General features: G+C 62.8%; 16 protein-coding genes and 2 pseudogenes. 7 read left to right on the forward strand and 11 right to left on the reverse strand.

Going from position 1 to position 18,426, the window contains the following annotated elements; genetic code table 11:
• The 3 genes from AC0L26_RS22425 to ggt all read left to right on the forward strand — a co-directional run bounded on the left by AC0L26_RS22425 (position 1) and on the right by ggt (position 3,824).
• Complete coding sequence (locus AC0L26_RS22425) at positions 1-1,287, forward strand: FGGY-family carbohydrate kinase (protein WP_473634552.1); 1,287 nt, start codon at positions 1-3, stop codon at positions 1,285-1,287.
• Entirely contained in the window at positions 1,284-2,138 is an 855-nt protein-coding gene (locus AC0L26_RS22430; RefSeq protein ID WP_473634554.1) for a TIGR01459 family HAD-type hydrolase, read from the forward strand. Before AC0L26_RS22425 ends, AC0L26_RS22430 begins: the two co-directional genes overlap by 4 nt.
• A gap of 99 nt (positions 2,139-2,237) precedes the next feature.
• On the forward strand, positions 2,238-3,824 hold the full coding sequence (gene ggt / locus AC0L26_RS22435; protein ID WP_473634555.1) for a gamma-glutamyltransferase: 1,587 nt from the start codon (positions 2,238-2,240) through the stop codon (positions 3,822-3,824).
• Here ggt and AC0L26_RS22440 read toward each other — a convergent pair.
• The 6 genes and pseudogenes from AC0L26_RS22440 to AC0L26_RS22465 form a co-directional block, all read right to left on the reverse strand.
• Positions 3,818-4,621 (reverse strand): ABC transporter ATP-binding protein, encoded by an 804-nt coding sequence (locus tag AC0L26_RS22440; RefSeq protein ID WP_473634556.1) that lies wholly within the window; start codon positions 4,619-4,621, stop codon positions 3,818-3,820. The two genes, ggt and AC0L26_RS22440, sit on opposite strands and share 7 nt — an antisense overlap.
• A pseudogene (locus tag AC0L26_RS22445) lies at positions 4,618-5,178 on the reverse strand (ATP-binding cassette domain-containing protein); the annotation flags it as partial. The gene AC0L26_RS22440 and the pseudogene AC0L26_RS22445, both read right to left, overlap by 4 nt.
• A 315-nt stretch (positions 5,179-5,493) precedes the next feature.
• Positions 5,494-5,637: pseudogene (locus tag AC0L26_RS22450) on the reverse strand (ATP-binding cassette domain-containing protein); the annotation flags it as partial.
• Positions 5,634-6,464, reverse strand: coding sequence for an ABC transporter permease (locus AC0L26_RS22455; RefSeq protein WP_473634557.1), 831 nt, complete (start codon positions 6,462-6,464; stop codon positions 5,634-5,636). The pseudogene AC0L26_RS22450 and the gene AC0L26_RS22455, both read right to left, overlap by 4 nt.
• Complete coding sequence (locus AC0L26_RS22460; RefSeq protein WP_473634558.1) at positions 6,461-7,447, reverse strand: ABC transporter permease; 987 nt, start codon at positions 7,445-7,447, stop codon at positions 6,461-6,463. The genes AC0L26_RS22455 and AC0L26_RS22460 overlap by 4 nt, the downstream gene beginning before the upstream one ends.
• A 282-nt stretch (positions 7,448-7,729) precedes the next feature.
• Positions 7,730-9,340, reverse strand: coding sequence for an ABC transporter substrate-binding protein (locus AC0L26_RS22465; protein ID WP_473634559.1), 1,611 nt, complete (start codon positions 9,338-9,340; stop codon positions 7,730-7,732).
• A gap of 377 nt (positions 9,341-9,717) precedes the next feature.
• Here AC0L26_RS22465 and AC0L26_RS22470 point away from each other — a divergent pair, with 377 nt between their 5' ends.
• Complete coding sequence (locus AC0L26_RS22470; protein ID WP_473634560.1) at positions 9,718-10,908, forward strand: M24 family metallopeptidase; 1,191 nt, start codon at positions 9,718-9,720, stop codon at positions 10,906-10,908.
• Between the two features lie 352 nt (positions 10,909-11,260).
• On the opposite strand, the gene AC0L26_RS22475 is transcribed toward AC0L26_RS22470, so the two are convergent.
• The 5 genes from AC0L26_RS22475 to AC0L26_RS22495 form a co-directional block, all read right to left on the reverse strand.
• Positions 11,261-11,506 (reverse strand): hypothetical protein, encoded by a 246-nt coding sequence (locus AC0L26_RS22475; RefSeq protein WP_473634561.1) that lies wholly within the window; start codon positions 11,504-11,506, stop codon positions 11,261-11,263.
• A gap of 86 nt (positions 11,507-11,592) precedes the next feature.
• Complete coding sequence (locus AC0L26_RS22480) at positions 11,593-12,489, reverse strand: Crp/Fnr family transcriptional regulator (RefSeq protein WP_473634562.1); 897 nt, start codon at positions 12,487-12,489, stop codon at positions 11,593-11,595.
• On the reverse strand, positions 12,486-12,908 hold the full coding sequence (locus tag AC0L26_RS22485) for a cupin domain-containing protein (RefSeq protein ID WP_352935663.1): 423 nt from the start codon (positions 12,906-12,908) through the stop codon (positions 12,486-12,488). The genes AC0L26_RS22480 and AC0L26_RS22485 overlap by 4 nt, the downstream gene beginning before the upstream one ends.
• 4 nt (positions 12,909-12,912) lie before the next feature.
• Complete coding sequence (locus AC0L26_RS22490) at positions 12,913-13,776, reverse strand: phosphoenolpyruvate hydrolase family protein (protein ID WP_473634563.1); 864 nt, start codon at positions 13,774-13,776, stop codon at positions 12,913-12,915.
• Between the two features lie 11 nt (positions 13,777-13,787).
• Positions 13,788-14,984 carry a Tm-1-like ATP-binding domain-containing protein gene (locus AC0L26_RS22495; RefSeq protein WP_473634564.1) on the reverse strand — a complete coding sequence of 399 codons (1,197 nt, stop codon included), beginning with the start codon at positions 14,982-14,984 and terminating at the stop codon, positions 13,788-13,790.
• 114 nt (positions 14,985-15,098) lie between these two features.
• Between AC0L26_RS22495 and AC0L26_RS22500 the strand changes: the two genes are divergently transcribed.
• The 3 genes from AC0L26_RS22500 to AC0L26_RS22510 all read left to right on the forward strand — a co-directional run bounded on the left by AC0L26_RS22500 (position 15,099) and on the right by AC0L26_RS22510 (position 18,426).
• A complete protein-coding gene (locus AC0L26_RS22500) occupies positions 15,099-15,782 on the forward strand; it encodes a TetR/AcrR family transcriptional regulator (RefSeq protein WP_473634565.1) in 684 nt (227 codons plus the stop codon).
• A 348-nt stretch (positions 15,783-16,130) separates the two neighbouring features.
• A complete protein-coding gene (locus AC0L26_RS22505; protein WP_352935651.1) occupies positions 16,131-17,447 on the forward strand; it encodes an ABC transporter substrate-binding protein in 1,317 nt (438 codons plus the stop codon).
• Positions 17,448-17,520: 73 nt separating this feature from the next.
• A complete protein-coding gene (locus AC0L26_RS22510; RefSeq protein WP_029348308.1) occupies positions 17,521-18,426 on the forward strand; it encodes a carbohydrate ABC transporter permease in 906 nt (301 codons plus the stop codon).

Genomic DNA, 18,426 nt, shown 5'->3' on the forward strand with positions numbered 1-18,426 from the left:
ATGGCGCGTTCAATCGACCCGCTTTCGATCGGTATCGACATCGGCACTTCAGGTGCGCGCGCCGTCGCCATGCGGCCGGACTTTTCGATTGCCGCGCGTTCCGCCGTTCCACTCGACAGATTTGGCCAGAACGCCCGCGATCCCTCGGTGTGGTGGTCAGCGGTCGGCGCGGCGCTGACGGAATTGCTTGCAGGCATCGATCGCGCGGCGATCCGCTCGATTGCCGTCGACGGCACTTCGGGCACGCTGCTGCCGGTCGATGGCGCCGGGCGGCCGCTGGCCGAACCGTTGATGTACAACGACAAGGTCGACGACGCCGGCATGCTGGCTTTGATCGCGCGCGAGGCGCCGGCAGCGAGCGCAGCACTTGGGGCGACGTCCGGTCTCGCCAAGGCACTGCGGTTCCAGCGCCTGCCCGGCATTACCGCCATGCTGCATCAGGCCGACTGGATTGCGGGACAGTTCTCCGGCCGCTTCGACGTCAGCGACGAGAACAATGCCCTGAAAACCGGCTACGACGTCGAGGGCCGCCGGTGGCCGGACTGGATCGCGGCGACCGGCATGCGCATGGAATTCCTGCCTCGCGTCGTCAAGCCGGGCGATGTCACGGGAACGCTCACCGCGAGCGCCGCGGATATGTTCGGCCTGGCGCGCGACGTGGCCGTGGTCGCCGGGACGACGGATGGCTGCGCATCGTTCCTGGCGACGGGTGCTGCGGCGGTTGGCGACGGCGTCACCGCGCTGGGGTCCTCGCTGACCATCAAGATACTCTCCGACCGGCCGATCTCGGCGCCGCAGTTCGGCATCTACAGCCATCGGCTGGGAGATGCCTATCTGGCGGGTGGCGCGTCGAATTCGGGCGGCAAGGTGCTGGCGCAGCATTTTCCTCTCGCGCGCATCATCGAGCTGAGTGCAGCGATCGACCCCATGACGGAGACCGGCTTCGACTATTATCCGCTTCCCACGGTCGGCGAACGCTTTCCGATCGCCGATCCTGCTCTGCCGCCACGCCTGACGCCGCGGCCGGCGGACGACGCCGACTATCTGAAAGCGATGTTGGAAGGCATTGCCGGGATCGAGGCGCTCGGCTATCGCCGGCTTGCCGAACTCGGCGCGCCGCGATTGACCTCGGTCAGAAGCGTCGGCGGCGGTGCGGCAAATCCCGCCTGGACCGCGATCCGGCAGCGCAAGCTGGGGGTCGGTTTTCTGCCGGCGCTTTCTGACGAGGCGGCTGCCGGCACGGCGCGGCTGGCGTTGATGGGCGCAATCGAGGCGGGGCTTTTGTGATCACGAAAACAGTTGAACATCTCGACGGCATCGCGGCGCTGGTCGAACGCTATCAGGTGTTCCTGCTCGACCAGTTCGGCGTGTTGCACGACGGCACCAACCCTTATCCGGGCGCCGTGGAGGCATTGTCGGCGCTGAAGCGCGCAGGCCGGACGATTGTGCTGGTCTCGAACTCGGGCAGGCGGGCGCGGCCCAACGAGGCCCGCTTGCTGAAGCTTGGCTTCGAACCAGGAAGCTGGGATCAATTTGTCTCTTCCGGCGAGATCGCGTGGCGGTCGTTTCAGGAAATGGCGAGATCCGGTAGGCTGCGCCCAAACACCAAGTGCCTGCTGATCAGCCGCGAAGGCGACCGGTCGGCGATTGAAGGTCTGCCTTTTACGTTGACCAGCGACGGCGACGATGCCGAGCTGGTGCTGATCGCCGCCAGCGAGGGCGATCGCTACGACATCGACCACTATCGCAGACTTTTTGCACCGGCAGCAGCGCGGCAGGTGCCATGCTTCTGCACCAATCCCGACAAGATCATGCTGACGGCAGTCGGGCCTCGCTTTGGCGCCGGCCAGCTTGCGGATCTCTACGAGAGCCTCGGTGGCAGCGTTACCCGCATTGGCAAGCCCTATGCGCCGATCTTCGATGCCGCGCTGGCACTGGCGGGCAATCCGGACCGCAGCAGCGTGGTCTGTGTCGGCGACAGCGTCGAACACGATATCGCCGGTGGAATTAGTGTCGGCGTGGCGACTGCGCTGGTCTTGTCAGGAATATTGGCAGACACCCGTGATCTGGCCGGCCTTTTCGATGGACTGAACGCATATCCGGATTACACCACAGATTTTTTCAAGTTTGCCGACTGAGGCCGGTAATTTCCCCGGGCGATCACTGCCTCCTGGTCGTGCTACTTTCGAGGGCACAACTCTTGGCGCCATCGCTAGTTCGGAGGTTATTGATCCTGCATGCGTGATTTTCAGTTCCCCGGACGGTCGCCGGTTCGTGCGACGGAAGCGATGGCCGCGACATCGCACCCGCTGGCCACACTGGCGGCGGTCGAGATGCTGCGGTCCGGCGGCAACGCGATGGACGCAGCCGTTTGCGCGGCCGCGGTGCAGGCGGTCGTCGAGCCGCAATCGACCGGCATCGGCGGCGACTGTTTCGTCCTCTACTGTCCTAATGGCCAAGGCGAGGTTCTGGCCTTCAACGGCTCGGGCCGCGCACCTGCCGCAGCAGAGGCGCAATGGTACCTGGACAGGGGGCATGACGCGCTGCCTGAGTCCGGTCCGCACGCGGTCACCGTGCCAGGCGCTATCGACGCCTGGTGCCGGCTGCTCGAGGATCACGGCAGAAAGGGCATCGACGCCGCACTCGCACCGGCCATTCGCTACGCCGAGCAGGGCTATGTCGTCCAAGACCGCGTCGCCTTCGACTGGGCTGAAAGTGCTGCTTTGCTGGCCGCCGACGAGCATGCGGCGCGGATCTTCCTGCCGGATGGAAGGGCGCCGCTGGCCGGCGAGCTGCACCGGCAGCCGCAACTGGCCGACACCTTGCGCATCGTCTCGAACCGTGGCCGTGCCGGCTTTTATGAAGGCGAGGTTGCCGACGATATGGTGTCGCGTTTGCGCGCGCTTGGCGGGGTGCATGCGCTCGAGGATTTTGCGGCCACGAAGGGCGACTATGTCAGGCCTGTCGGCACGTCCTATCGGGGTTACGACATCCATCAGATGCCGCCGAACAACCAGGGCCTGACGGCACTGATCATGCTGAATGTGCTGTCGGGCTTTTCGCTCGGCTCGCTGGAACCGAACGGCGCCGAGCGCCTTCACCTCGAGATCGAGGCGGGGCGGCTTGCCTATCAGGACCGCGACAATTTCATCGGCGACCAGAATCACGTCCGTGTTCCCGTGGAGCAGTTGTTGTCCAGCTCCCATGCGGACCGGCTGCGTGCCGCCATCGACCCGGCGCGCGCGATGACGCATCTGCCGCGCCTTGAGCTCCAGCCGAGCGATACCGTCTACATCTCCGTGGTCGACCGCGACCGCAATGCGGTCAGCTTCATCAACTCGACCTTTCATTCGTTCGGCAGCGGGGTGGTCGGCCCCAGGACCGGCGTCGTATTGCAGAATCGCGGCAGCAGCTTCTGCCTAGCGGCGGACCACCCAAATCGCATCGCACCGGGGAAACGCCCGATGCACACAATCATGCCGGGGATGGTGACAGCCAAGGGCCGGGCAGTCATGCCGTTCGGCGTGATGGGCGGCGGTTACCAGCCGTTCGGCCATGTCCACCTGCTCACCAACATGATCGATTTCGGCATGGATCCGCAGGAGGCGCTGGATGCGCCACGAGTGTTTTACAGGCAGGACACAGTAGAGGCGGAGCGCGGCGTTCCGGCCGATGCGATCGCCGGCCTGCGCGAGCGGGGCCACCAAGTGTCCATCCCGACCGAGCCGCATGGCGGCGGTCAGCTGGTGCTGATCGACTGGGACAAAGGCACGCTTACCGGCGCATCCGATCCACGCAAGGATGGTTGCGCGCTGGGTTATTGACGATCTGCTGCGCCCTGCGTGCTGATCCTGTTCAGTTTTGGCGCTGCCGCCACCAGCGCCTTGCCGATCGCTGACTGCGGGGCACCGATGACCGCACGGGCGTCGCCGCTCTCGGTGACGTGGCCGGCATCGAGGATGACGACACGATGAGCGATGGCGCCGATGACGCCGAGATCATGCGAAATGAACAGATACGCGATCCGTTCCTCGCGCTGCAGATCGAGCAGCAATTGCAGGATCTGTCGGCGCACCGATACGTCGAGCGCCGACACCGCCTCATCGAGCACGATCAGCGACGGCTTTGTGGCGATGGCACGGGCAATCGCGACGCGCTGGCGCTGGCCACCCGAGATCTCGTGGATGGCGCGGCTGGCGAGATCAGCGCCTAGGCCGACGCGGTCCAGCAAAGCAGCGATGCGGTGCGGACGCTCGGTGCGGGATGCTATGCCATGGATGCGCAGAGGGTCGTCGAGCACGCGCGCTACGGTGGCGCGCGGGTTGAAGGCGGCGAGCGGGTCCTGAAACACCATTTGCAAACGCGCGCGCCGCGCGCGCAAGGCAGCGCCGTTCAGGGACAGGAAATCGCCGCCTTCGAACTCGATACGGCCGGCATCCGGTTCGATCAGCCGCAGCAGCAGCCGCGCGATCGTCGACTTGCCGCTGCCGGAAGGCCCCGCCAGCGCCAGCGTCTCGCCGGGCTCGATATAGAAGAAGACATCATCGACGGCGGCGATGATCTTGCCGCCGCGACGATATCGTTTGGTCAGGCCCGAAACGGCCAGCAATGGACTGCTCACCCCGACGCTCCTGCCCGTTGCAGCAGCGGTTCGGCGTCGAGGCCGAGATGGGCGTCGAGCAGCGCTCTCGTGTAGGCGTGGCGCGGGCTGGCGACGATCTGCGCCGTCGCACCGAGCTCGATCAGCTCGCCGTGCCGGAACACGGCTATGCGCTGGGCCAGCTCGGCTGCCAGGGCGATGTCGTGGCTGACGAACAGCAGCGTCATGCCGTCCTCGGCCACCAGCTGCCGGATCAGCGCCACGATCTCGGCCTGCACGATGGTGTCGAGCGCGCTGGTCGCCTCATCGGCGATCAGCAGTTTCGGACCGGCCGCGATCGCTGCGGCGATTGCCACGCGCTGCTTCTGGCCGCCGGAAAGCTGATGCGGATAGGCGCGCAAAGCGGCGTCCGGGTCGGGCAGCCGGACGCGTTCAAGCAGGGTTTTTGCCCTGGCATAGGATTGCGACCAAGTAAGGCCGAGATGCGCGTGCGCGACCTCCGCGATTTGCTCGCCGACTGCCATCACCGGATCGAGGCTGGCCGATGGGTCCTGGAAGATGAAGCCGATGTCCCGGCCACCGAGGGGACTGTGGTCCGGTTTGGCGGCGGATTTTTGAGCTTTGCGTTCCATGAGGCCCCCCTCTGTCCTGCCGGATATCTCCCCCTCAAGGGGGGAGATTAGCAGTTTCGCTGTTGGGTCCCTTCCTGCAACCTTGGAGATCGGCGAAGGCGGAGATGAGAGCGCAATCTCCCCCCTTGAGGGGGAGATGTCCGGCAGGACAGAGGGGGGTGCCTTGGCGCCCCAGGATGACGGCGATCGCAAAAACCAGTCAATACGGCCGCCAATCCTGGCGGAAGCCGGCAGCAGGCCGGCGACGGCAAGCGCCAGCGTGCTCTTGCCCGAACCGCTCTCGCCGATAATGGCGAAGCGCTCGCCGGCGGCGACATTGAGGCTGACATGTTTTAACGCCGCCACCTCATGGCCGTCGCGGCGATAGGTCACCGTCAGATCGCGGATCGAAAGCAGCGGCGTCACGACAGGCTCCTTCTCACCGCTGTCGTCTCGACGACGCCTTCGCCGGCGAGATAGACGCCGAGCACGGTCAGCACGAGCGCTACGCCCGGTATGATCGACAGGAAGGGTGCGGTGCGCAAAACGGCGCGACCTTCGGCGATCATACCGCCCCAGGTCACGCGATTTGGGTCGCCGAGGCCGAGAAACGACAATGCCGCCTCGGTGAGGATTGCCGCGGCGACGATCACTGACGACAATGCCAGCACCGGCGGCAACGCGTTGGGCAGCACTTCGCGAAAGGCGATTTCCAGTGGGTGCATGCCGATGACGCGGGCGCCGGCAACAAAATCGCGCTCTCGGATCGACAGCACTTCGGCGCGGGCAATACGCGCCGGCCCGGTCCAGGCGCCGAGCGCGATCGCGGCGATGACGACGCCGAGCGACGGCCCGACGACACTGACGAAGGCCAGCGCCAGCAGGAAGCTCGGTACGGTCTGGAAGGCGTCGGTGATGCGCATCAGCACTTCGTCGACGAGGCCGCCGGCAAAGCCGGCCAGCGTGCCGACTATCGCGCCGACGGCAAGGGCTGCGGCTGCCGCCGCCAGCCCAACCGCCAAAGAGGTACGGGCGCCGTGGAAAAGTTCGGCCAGCACGTCACGGCCGAGCCGGTCGGTGCCGAGCGGCAGCGACCAGTCCTGAAAAGGCGGCAGCAATGCCGGCCCGGCAATCGCCTGCGGATCGCCGGGAAAGAATAGCGACGCCGACAGCGCCACGGCGAACAGCGCCGCCAGGACGATCGCGCCGGCGATCGCTTCCGGCGTGCGAAAAAAGCGGCGAAGCGGGCTCACGCGCTCGCCTCGCTGGCGCCGACGCGCGGATCGAGGAAGGCGTAAGCGACATCGACGATAAGGTTGATGACGATGACCAGAACGGCGCTGACAAGAATGATGCCGAGCAGCAGCGGCGTATCACGCGCCGCCACCGCTTCCTGTGCCAGCCGGCCAAGGCCGGGCACCGAAAAGACGCTTTCGATGACGACGCTGCCGCCGAGCATCTGCGCCGATTGCAGTCCGAGCATGGTGACCAGAGGCAACAGCGCGTTGCGGGCGACGTGAGCGAGCACGATGCGGCGGCGGGACAGGCCCTTGGCGCGAGCGGCGAGGACAAAATCCTGCCGCCAGACCTCGGCCATGCCGGCGCGCATCATGCGCAGGTAGAGCGCCAGATAGATGAAGCCGAGTGCGGACACCGGCAGGACGAGATGACGGGCGATATCGCCCGCGCGGTCGAGGCCGGTCTTGGCCGACGCGAGGCTCTCGATGCCGCCGATCGGAAACCAGCGCAGGTCGACGGCAAAGACGATGATCAGCACCAGCCCGAGCCAGAAGCCCGGTACGGCATAAAGCGCCAGCGAGCCGATCGACAGGAAGCGGTCGCGAAAGCCACCGGGCCTCGCCCCGGCATAGATGCCGAGCGCAGAGCCGAGGCCGAAGGAGAGCGCGGTGGCACTGCTCATCAAAAGCAGCGTGTTGGGCAGGCGTTCGAGGATCACCTCGCGGATCGGTCGCGAAAAGGTCACCGACTGGCCAAGGTCGAGATGCAGCAGCGCCCAGAGGTAGTTCGCCAGCCGCGTCAGCGCCGACTGGTCGAGGCCCCAACGATGGCGCAGCAATTCGATCATGCCGGCATCGCCGCCGGTCGAGGCGATATAGGCGTCGACCGCATCGCCGGGCGCGGATTCCAGCAAAAGGAAAGTGCCGATGACGACAATCAGCAGCACGAAGATGCTGCCGACGAGGCGACGGCGGAGGAGGGTGAGGGCGCGGCTCATGGCGGTGCCGGCTGCTTGGTGCTGAGCCGATCAAGAGAAATGCCGCGCCTAGGCACCCCCCTCTGTCCTGCCGGACATCTCCCCCGCAAGGGGGGAGATCGGATGTCATCAGCGATTTCGCCAATTTTCAACGCAGCAGGCAAATGAGCCGACGTTACGGCCAGCCAATCTCCCCCCTTGCGGGGGAGATGTCCGGCAGGACAGAGGGGGGTGGGAAGGAACTCGGCGTTTGGCCAAGTTTCCACACAGATTTCGCCGCGAATTTTCATCCGCTAGAGTGTGTCACGATTCCAAATAGGTGTCCGCCCAGTTTGACACCGCCCAGCGCGGGTTGTTGGCGACATTCCCCACCGTGTCTCTGATAACGCTGATGAAGCTCCATTCGGCGACGTTGATCAGCGGCAGGTCGGCTGCGACCTTTTTCTGAAACTCCTTGTAGAGTTCGGTGCGGGCCGATGTGTCGAGCGTCTCGGATGCCTTGGCGATGAGGGCGTCGAGTTCGTCGTTCTTGTAGCCGCCCTGGTTGGAGAAAGGCACGCCATCCGGAATGCCGCTCTGCACCAGGATGGTGGTCGAGATCGCCGGATCGCCGCGGAACACCGGTGGCCCGACCGCAAGATCGAAGGCGTGGTCGGTGTAGACGGCCTTGATGTGGGCGGCGGAGTCGTTGTTGACCAGCTGGGCGTCGATGCCGATGGCGGCGAGCGCCTGGCGCAGATAGTCGCCGAACTGCTTGGTCTCGTTGAAATAGGGCGCCGGCAGCAGTTTCAGTGAAAAGCGTTTGCCGTCGTCACCCCTGATATAGCCGGCTTCATCGAGCAGGGCGTTGGCCTTGGCCACGTCGAAGGCATAGGTCGGCACGTCGGCCGTATAGAATTGCGGATCGTTCTTCGGCACCGGGCCGGTGGCTGTGACGGCGTAGCCGAGGAACACTGTCTTGACGACGAAATCCTTGTCGATGGCGTGGGCGATCGCCTGGCGCACCTTCAGGTCGGCCAGTTCCTTGCGGCGATGGTTGATCTCGACGACGAGCTGATAGGTCAGCCCCTCATAGCCCTTGGTGATCACCTTGAGGCCCGGCACTTTGGAGATGCGGTCGAGATCGGCCAAAGGCACGGCGGAAAAGGCGGCGAGTTGTATCTCTTCCGCCTCAAGCGCGCTTGCCGCCGAGGTGCGGTCGGGCAGCACCTGATAGATGATCTCGTCGAGGTAAGGCTGGTCCTCGCCCCAGTAGTCGGTATTCTTCTCCAGCCGGTAGTATTCGCCAGGTTTATGTTCGGCGAATTTGAAGGGGCCGGTGCCGACAGGCGCATTGTTGGCCGGGTTTTCTTCGACCTTACCTGCTTCGTAGATGTGCTTGGGCACGACGCTGCTCAGCGCCGGCAAGGCGTTGCGGATCAGCTGGAATGGTGTCGGCTTGGCGAATTTGAACACGGCGGTCAGTTCGTCGGGCGTATCGACCGCCTCCAGATCCTTGAACACGGTGCGGCCGAGATTCTGCAGCGGCTTCCATATCTGTAGCGCCGAAAACGCGACGTCGGCGGAGGTGAAAGGTTTGCCGTCATGCCATTTGACACCTTCGCGCAATTTGAATGTCACCGACAGGCCGTCGGCGGCGCCCTCCCAGTCTGTCGCCAGGCGTGGGTCGAGCCCGTCCTTGCCGTCGAAGGACGCCTCGACGAGCGTTTCCACGATCTTGCTCGAAATGAAGAACACGCCGTTGGACGCGACGATCGCCGGGTTGAGGTTGCGCGGCTCGGAATCGGCGGCGACGACCAGCCGCCCGCCTTTCCTGGGCGTCTGCGCCAGACCGATGGTCGGCAGCGCCGTCGAAGCCAGAAGCAATGCCGAACCGGCAAGCACGGTGCGTCTGGAAATCGTGAACTCTGACATGATCAAACTCCGTCCCTCTCAGCCACCCGGCCGGGTAGGCCACCCTCGGACGCCAGGCGGCATCCTTGCAAGGGTGATTATGAGCCTCGCCAAGGGTTTCGCCAGAGACGGATTAGGCGCATCCTCATGTGGCTTTGAAAATTTCGTCCGCTGGACCAGTTAGAGGGAAGCGGTTCATTCGAGCTGATCTGGTAGGACCAGATTAGGTTAAGCCCTCGCGATATACGACGACGAAGTATGCCCGAATGGCCGCTCCACCTGTTTCTGGCTGGACCAGGCTGGACAAAATAGTGCAGATTTGACCCACAGCCAGAGTATCATGACCAAAACAGCCGACGATCCGACAGGTCGGCCACGGAATTCAGGGAGAGAGAAAGATGAACGTCGTCCCGAGCAAGAATGCCGTCAGCACCATCCCGTTCGACCATGCCAGGGTCGATCGACTGATGGAGGAGGCTGGCATCGATGTGCTGCTCGCTACCTCCAAGCACAACACGCAATATCTGCTTGGCGGCTACAAGTTCATCTTCTTCGCCGCCATGGATGCGATCGGCCACAGCCGCTATCTGCCTGTTGTTGTCTACGAAAAGGGCGGGCCTGAGCATGCCGCCTATATCGGCAACCGCATGGAGGGCGGCGAGCACCAGAACAACCCGTTCTGGACGCCGACCTTGCACGCCGCCTGCTGGGGCACGCTCGACGCCGCCAACCTTGCGGTCGAGCACCTGACGAAAATCGGCAAGGGCAACGCCCGCATCGGCATCGAGCCGGCTTTCCTGCCGTCGGACGCCTACACGCTGATCCGCAAGGCATTGCCCGACGCCAAGCTGATCGATGCGACTGATATGCTGGAGCGCGTGCGTGCAATCAAAACCGAAGCGGAGCTGGAGAAGCTGCGCGTCGCGTCCGAACTGATCACCGATTCGATGCTGGCAACCATTGCCTGGGCACGCGAAGGCACGACCAAGACCGAGATCATCGAGCAGCTGCGGCGCGAGGAGACCAATCGCGGCGCGCATTTCGAATATTGCCTGCTGACGCTGGGCTCCAGCCACAATCGCGCCGGCTCGCCACAGGCGTGGAAGAAGGGCGAGGTGATGTCGATCGACTCGGGCGGCAATTATCGTGGCTACATCGGCGATCTCTGTCGCATGGGCATTCTGGGCGAGCCGGACGCCGAACTGGAGGACCTGTTAGCGGAGGTCGAGACGGTGCAGCAGGCCGCTTTTTCCAAGGTCAGGGCGGGCACTCTTGGTGGCGATATGATCTCCTATGCCGAGGGCGTGCTGAAGAAATCCAAGGTCGCGCCGTACACCGATTTCTTCGCCCACGGCATGGGACTGATCACCCACGAAGCGCCGTTCCTGATGACCAACCATCCAGTGACCTATGAAGGCACCTATTCCGAAAAGCCGCTGGAGAAAAATATGGTGCTCTCGGTCGAGACGACGATGCTTCACCCGACGCGCGGCTTCATCAAGCTGGAGGACACGGTGGCCGTCACAGACACCGGCTACGTCATGTTCGGCGATCGGGGCAGGGGCTGGAACAGAGGTGGGGTGGCTTAGCACGCGCTTTGCGATCAAAACCCGATGACTCTGAACGACCAAGGTCGACCCAAGCAGAACTTGCCAACGTTGTTCCTGGAAGCACGGCGCGAAATCGTCGGTGCCTCGACAGTTCTCTCAGTGCTCTGCCGCGTCGAAATCAATCGCAAATCCAGCGTCGATCGCCCTTCGTGCAATGAGATCGCCAAGTTCCCAATCCGTGAGTTCGCAAAGCGGAAACATTCTCCTCACGGAGTGGTTAACCTCGGATATCGAAATGCTCGGCCTGCGGATGTTGTCGATCAGGTATCGGACGATCGCCTGGCGAACGTCCGATGAGGTGGGCGTCTGCAAGAGCGCGGGCATTTCCGGCCTACGAATGGAGCTGCGGTTCTACGCCAACGGCCGTTGTTACGTCGAAAGCGACGGACACGCCGTGAGCGATGCATGCCTCCGCCAGCATCTCCTCCAACTCGTGGTCGGTGGCGTTGCAAGCCGGCATGAGTGTTCGGATGGCGCGGATTGCCTGTGCGATCGAAAGGAAGCGGGCCTTGCCTCTGGAAAGGACATAGGCCTCGGCCGCCCTTTCAACCGTGACGGTGTGAAAAGTATTGGTCATCAAGATTTCCTCCCTGAAACCCGTTGCCAATATGATTTACGGCCAACTCGCGGCGGTCTTCAAGATTATGTCTGAAAGCGGACAAATCAGGCGGTGGCCAGGCCGAAATAGCGCTGCTCCTCCTCGCCGTAAGCGCCATGGGTCAGCTTGATCATTCCGGCGCGGTCGACGATGGTGATCTCGCCGCGCCTGGCGTGAACTAACCCCCGATATTCAAGCATTTGGAGGGCAGTGGTAACCCCTGGGCGCCGAGAGCCAAGCATGGTCGCCAGAAATTCATGTGTCAGGTAGATCTTATTGCCTTCAGCGCGGTCATGGACCATCAGCAACCAGCGGGCCAGTCGTTCCTCGATTTTCGAATGACCGTTGACCAGTGCCGTCCGGGACGACTGGACAAGGAAGGCGTGGGCATAGCGCAGCAGTGACTCGCGAAGGGTGGAGCTTTCGGCAACCGCAGAGCGAAGATTTTCAACCGGCAGGCTCCAGCCATTGCCGGCGACCTGGATATAGGTTTCATTGCGAGACCTGTCTTGGCCGAGAATGACCGCAACCCCGGTCATGCCGTCATTGCCGATGATGCCGACTTCGCTTTGTCGCCCTCCGGTCATGGTGGCGACCACCGAAGCGATACCCACCTCTGGAAAATACACATGCTCGATCGGCTGATAGGGGATTTCCAGCCGAGCTTTGATGCCCAATTCGACGTGACGCATTGCCGGCTGCAAAAGCGCGTAATCCTCTGAGGAGAGGGCTTTCAATATCTGGTTGCGAAAAAGGGATTGGGGCATGGCTCTCTCCCTGGCGGGCAAGAGCACGTACCCTCTTACTGTCGGCTGCATCCGAAGCAAATTGGCGGCCGATGTGACAGCATAGGCTGTTAAGGCGTGATTGGCAAAGCTTCGCCGGCGCTGAAGCTGGGTGCGACGGTTTGCCGGCAAACGGGGAGAGGTATTCGAACCGCCACCGGCGAACGGTGCTATCAATGGCTCCCGCCCGGCGGCAGCAGCCGGAAATCCGGAAGGTCGCGCAGCGCCAGCTCCGGCCCGGCTGGTGAGTAAACGACGAAGAGCTGCATCGGCGCGTCGCCGGTGTTCAGCGTCGAATGGAAGCGGCTTTCCGGCACATAGATGGTGCAGCCGGGGCCGACCTTCGCAACGACCGGATTGCCGTTCTCGTCCTCGACCATCTGCTCGCCATTGCCTGATATGACGAAGATGATCTCCTCCGCGCCCGGATGGTTGTGGCGCGTGTGGCCCTTGCCGGAGGGCAGGTCGACGACGCCGCCGGAGAAGCGTGTCGCGCCGTTCACCTCGGGCGCAACTGTCAGCGAGAGCTTGCCCCAGTCGAAGCCGAAGGCGCTGACGTCCTTCGGATAGACAAACACCTTGCTTTTGTCAGTCATCGTCTCATCCCTTCTTTTTCTTCGCAGTCGTTTTGGCACCAAGCGTGACGGCCTTGAAATCCGCGGTTTGCCTGGCGATCGCCGCTTCCGCCGGGAGCCGCTCCATCGAGCTGGCACCGTAGAAACCATGCAGGCCCTTGCAGCGTTCGAGGATGTAGTGGGCGTCGTCCGGCATCGAGATCGGCCCACCATGGCAAAGCAGGATCACGTCTTTGCGCACGACGCGCGCTGCTTCAGCGATGGCGTCGATCTCCTTGACGCAGTCGTCCAGTGACTTGGCCGACGTCGCGCCGATCGAGCCGCCTGTGGTCACGCCCATATGGGCGACGACGATGTCGGCGCCAGCCTTGGTCATGGCGCGTGCCTCGTCGGGATTGAACACATAGGGGGTGGTCAGGAGGTCGAGCTCGTGTGCGGCGGAGATCATGTCGACTTCGAGCCCGAAGCCCATGCCGGTTTCTTCAAAACTCTGCCGCATCTGGCCGTCGAACAGGCCGATCGTCGGAAAGTTCTGCACGCCGGAAAAACCCATCGTTTTCAATTCGGCCAGCAGCAGCGGCATGATGACGAAGGGATCGGTGCCGTTGACGCCGGCCAGCACCGGCGTGTTCTTCACCACCGGCAGCACCTCGTAGGCCATTTCCTTGACGATCTCGTTGGCGTTGCCATAGGCGAGCAGGCCGGCGGCCGAGCCGCGCCCGGCCATGCGATAGCGGCCGGAATTATAGATGATGATCAGGTCGATGCCGCCGGCCTCTTCGGCCTTGGCAGACAGGCCGGTGCCGGCGCCGCCGCCGACAATCGGCACGCCGCCGGCAATCATCTTGCGGAACTTTTCCAGGATCTTCTTGCGCGGTATGGCGGCCATGTCTTCTTCTCTCACTGTATGGGGATGTCGAGAAAGGCCGCTGTCGCAGCCTCGGCGAATTCCGGATCGTTGATATGCAGCGGCAGGCGCGTCACGCGTCGCTTGTCATCAGGCAGGATCGTGCGCTCGATGGCCTCGAAGAGTGCTGCATCGGCTTCAGGGTCGAAGAAGGCGCCGCCTTCGATATCGAGTGCCGAGACGCCCTTTTCGGGAATGAGGAACCGGACCGGGCCGTCGCAGAGGCTCAGTTTGGTGCCGATCCATTCGCCGATCCTGCGGCTTTCGTCAGGTGTCGTGCGCATCAGGGTCACGTTCGGATTGTGCTCGTAAAACAGCCGCCCGCTATAGCGTTCCGGAATGGTCGGCGGCGCCCAGAAATTCACCATATCGAGGGCCCCGACCGAGCCAACATAAGGTAGCCCAGTGCGGGCGATCGCGCCGAAGCGGTCTTCGGTTGCCGGCAGCACGCCACCGAACAAGAGGTCGCAAACCTCGGTCGTGGTGATGTCGATGACACCGGAAAGCAAGCCGCTGTCGGCCAGTTTTTCCATGGTGCGGCCGCCGGTTCCGGTGGCGTGGAAAACCAGGCAGTCATAGGTCGAGCGAAGCTGCTCGGCGATGGAAGTCACGCATGGTGTGGTGACGCCGAACATGGTGAGGCCGATCGACGGTTTGCCGTCGGGGGGCGGCGCCGGCTTTGCCGCCATGCCTGATATCGCCTTGGCGGCATTGTGCAGCACGACACGCGAAAGCCGGTTCAGGCCGGCCATGTCTGTCACCGACGGCATCATGACGATGTCGGAGACATCGACATAAGGCGCGGTGTCGCCCGAGGCGAGCGTCGAGACCATGATTTTCGGCAGGCCGAGCGGCAGAGCGCGCATGCCTGATGTGATGATCGACGTGCCGCCGCCACCGCCGATGCCGATCACACCTGATATATCGGTACGCGATTGGACGAACCGGGTGAAGGCGATGGCCATTGCAGCGACCGCGGTGCCGCGGTCGTCGATGCCCAACACGGCACTGCTGCCGCCGGGATGGTGACCCGCGACCTCGTCGGCCGGGACATCGACCGGCACCGTCGCGCTGCGTGTCCCGACGTCGACGGTGGCGACAGCAGCACCGGTGGCAGCGACCGCATCGGCCAGAAAAGCCAGCTCCTCACCTTTGGTGTCGGCGGTGCCCACCACATAGACGCGCTTCATTGCGTTTCCCCAATCCCTGGGCGCGCTCGGCGTTGTCGCCTGCCGCTCTTTTGCCCGGCCGTTCGGCTATGCGAAGGCCATTGCAATTTTTTGAGACGCGCGTATCGTATTGACATGAATGTCTCACGTCAACAAGCGGCAGTGCCCGACGACGCCGACTCTCGATCGGCGCGCGGACCGCGGGCACGCACAAGGCGGTTGATGCTGGAGACGGCGACAAGGCTGATGCAGGCAGGCGCCACGCCCTCGGTCAGCGAGGTCGCCGAAGCCGCGGAAGTCTCGCGCGCCACCGCCTATCGGTATTTTCCCAGCCAGGCGGCGCTGGTGCAGGCGGTGGTCAACGAAGGGCTCGGGCCGATCCTCACCTGGAAATCATCCTCGACCGATCCCGAGCGCCGGGTGGTCGAACTGTTCGATACCGCCATGCCTCGCATCGAAGCCTTCGAGGCGACCTTCAAGGCGGCGCTGAAGTTGTCGCTCGACCAGTGGGCGCGCCGGCAGGCGGGCACGCTGGGCGGCGAGCCGGCCTTTACGCGCGGCCATCGCGTCGATCTGCTCAAGGACGCGATCGCGCCACTCAAGGACCGGCTGCCGCCACGCGAATTCAAGCGCCTGGCGCAGGCTCTGTCGCTGATCTTCGGTGTCGAAGTGCTTATCGTGCTGAAGGATATATGGGGGCTGGACAGCCGCAGGATGATGTCGGTCGCGCAATGGGCAGCCGGGGCCCTGGTGCGAGCTGCAGTGGTGGAATCGATGACCGAAGGAGACAGAAGCGCGCCGGCGACAGCCACGGAATAGTGGCGATCTGGTTCGACCAGATGGGGATGCCGATTACTGACAATAGCCGTTGTGCCGTAGCCCGAACAAGGCTCTTGCGTATCAAGGAGTAGGAAAATTTAAGAAAAACAGGCAGATGTCGCTGGAATTCGCTTGTTTGAGTGTCTGTCATCGTCCAAGAAAGAGCTTGACGTGCGTCCGGAATTGGTAATACCAGATCAAGGTAACAAAGCGGATTGAATGTGAGGGCCATTTCGGCTGAGCGAGGAGGCTCAAAGCCGGATGGTGCATCACGGGAGGAACTACCAGGGTCGGCCTCGCCGCCGGCTCGCATGATACGGTAGAATGCGCACAAGGGAGGAAATCATTATGCGCAAGACAATGACCAGCATGCTTGCTGGTATCGGCTTAGTGCTCGCCTGCGGAACGTCCGTCTACGCGCAGGATAAGGAACTCACCATATTCTGGGCTGAATGGGATCCGGCGAACTATTTGCAGGAACTCGTCAATCTTTACGAAGCCGAGAGCGGCGTGAAGGTCACGGTCGAAACCACGCCTTGGTCCGACTTCCAGACCAAGGCATTCACCGAGTTCAACGCCAAGGGCAGCGCCTACGACATGGTCGTCGGCGACTCGCAGTGGATCGGCGCGGCCTCCGAGGCGGGCCACTATGTCGACCTCACCGACTTTTTCAACAAGCACAATCTGAAGGAGGTGATGGCGCCAGCGACGGTCAAGTACTACGCCGAATATCCGTCCAACTCCGGCAAGTACTGGTCGATCCCGGCCGAGGGCGACGCGGTCGGCTGGTCCTACCGCAAGGACTGGTTCGAAGACCCGAAGGAGATGGAAGCCTTCAAGGCCAAGTATGGCTACGATCTCGGCGTGCCGAAGGACTGGAAGCAGTTGCGCGACATCGCCGAATTCTTCCACCGTCCCGACGAGAAGCGCTACGGCGTCGCCATCTACACCGATAACTCGTATGACGCGCTGGTGATGGGCGTCGAGAACGCCATCTTCTCCTACGGCGGCGAACTTGGCGATTATGCCAGTTACAAGGTCGACGGGATCATCAACTCCGAACAGAACGTCAAGGCGCTCGAGGCCTACAAGGAGCTCTATTCCTTCACTCCTCCTGGTTGGGCCAAGAGCTTCTTCATCGAGGACAACCAGGCGATCACCGAGAACCTGGCGGCGATGAGCATGAACTACTTCGCCTTCTTCCCGGCGCTCATCAACGAAGCCTCGAACCCGAATGCCAAGGCCACCGGCTTCTTCGCCAACCCTCCAGGACCGAACGGCGACCAGTTCGCGGCGCTCGGCGGCCAGGGCATCTCCGTCATCTCCTATTCCGAGAACCAGGAAGAGGCGATGAAGTTCCTGGAATGGTTCATCAAGGAAGATACGCAGAAGAAATGGGCGGAACTTGGCGGTTACACGGCAAGTGCCAAGGTGCTCGAATCGCCTGAATTCCAGAACGCAACGCCTTACAACAAGGCCTTCTACGAAACCATGTTCAAGGTGAAGGACTTCTGGGCGACGCCGGAATATGCCGAGCTGCTCATCCAGATGAACCAACGCGTCTATCCGTACATCACCGGCAATCAGGGCACGGCCAAGGAAGTGCTCGATTCGCTCGCCGCGGACTGGAACGCGACATTCAAGAAATACAACCGCGTGAAGTAAACGGCATTAACGCTCGGAGGGGGCGGGAGCTCGCCCCTTCCGTTTTCTTTTCCGGACAAGGAAGGAACGGGCCTTGGCCACTGCAGTCATGACCACTCTGGATCCAAATTCGCGCTCCGCCGCCCGCGGCATGAGCGATCTCACGATCCGCAATCTCTTCATCATTCCGACGATCGTTTTCCTGATCGTCTTCAACATCTTTCCGCTGATCTACTCGCTCGGCTATTCGTTCACCGATTTTCGCGCGTCGAGTCCGGCGGCGGCCAATTTCGTCGGACTGCAGAATTACCGCGAGCTGCTCAACGACCCGTTCATCTGGTCGAATTTCGCCATCACCGCCAAATACGTCATCGTCTCCGTAGTCGGCCAGGTCATCGTCGGCTTTGGGGTGGCGTTGCTGCTCAACCGCGATATCCCGTTGAAGGGCCTGCTGACGACCCTCCTGCTGTTGCCGATGATGCTGTCGATGGCCGTCGTCGGCCTGTTCTGGAAGCTGCTCTACGACCCGTCCTTCGGCATCATCAACTACACGCTCGGCCTCGGCTCCTTCGAGTGGCTGTCCAACCCCGATATGGCGCTCTACGCGGTTGCCATCACCGACATCTGGATGTGGTCGCCCTTCGTGATGCTGCTGTCGCTTGCCGGCCTGTCGGCAGTGCCGAAGCACCTCTACGAGGCGGCCGCGATCGACCGCGCCGGATCGTTCTACACCTTCTTTCGCATCACGCTGCCCTTGGTCGCGCCGATTCTGATGATCGCGATCATCTTTCGCACCATGGAAGCGTTCAAGACCTTCGATCTCGCCTACATCCTGACCAGCCAGCCAACCACCGAGGTGATCTCGATCCGGCTCTACAAGATGGCGTTCCAGGAATGGCAGACCGGGCGCTCCTGCGCGCTAGCCTACATCGTGCTGATCATGATCCTGGCGATCACCAACATCTACGTCAAATACCTGAACAAGGTGAAGGAGCGCTAG

The sequence above is a fragment of the Mesorhizobium sp. WSM4823 genome, assembly GCF_055811195.1.

Coding starts and splice junctions, on each gene's coding strand:
- AC0L26_RS22500 (WP_473634565.1), top strand. CDS start 15,099: ATGAATGTCTCACGTCAACAAGCGGCAGTGCCCGACGACGCCGACTCT.
- ggt (WP_473634555.1), top strand. CDS start 2,238: ATGCGTGATTTTCAGTTCCCCGGACGGTCGCCGGTTCGTGCGACGGAA.
- AC0L26_RS22475 (WP_473634561.1), bottom strand. CDS start 11,506: ATGACCAATACTTTTCACACCGTCACGGTTGAAAGGGCGGCCGAGGCC.
- AC0L26_RS22485 (WP_352935663.1), bottom strand. CDS start 12,908: ATGACTGACAAAAGCAAGGTGTTTGTCTATCCGAAGGACGTCAGCGCC.
- AC0L26_RS22470 (WP_473634560.1), top strand. CDS start 9,718: ATGAACGTCGTCCCGAGCAAGAATGCCGTCAGCACCATCCCGTTCGAC.
- AC0L26_RS22465 (WP_473634559.1), bottom strand. CDS start 9,340: ATGTCAGAGTTCACGATTTCCAGACGCACCGTGCTTGCCGGTTCGGCA.
- AC0L26_RS22425 (WP_473634552.1), top strand. CDS start 1: ATGGCGCGTTCAATCGACCCGCTTTCGATCGGTATCGACATCGGCACT.
- AC0L26_RS22505 (WP_352935651.1), top strand. CDS start 16,131: ATGCGCAAGACAATGACCAGCATGCTTGCTGGTATCGGCTTAGTGCTC.
- AC0L26_RS22460 (WP_473634558.1), bottom strand. CDS start 7,447: ATGAGCCGCGCCCTCACCCTCCTCCGCCGTCGCCTCGTCGGCAGCATC.
- AC0L26_RS22490 (WP_473634563.1), bottom strand. CDS start 13,776: ATGGCCGCCATACCGCGCAAGAAGATCCTGGAAAAGTTCCGCAAGATG.
- AC0L26_RS22495 (WP_473634564.1), bottom strand. CDS start 14,984: ATGAAGCGCGTCTATGTGGTGGGCACCGCCGACACCAAAGGTGAGGAG.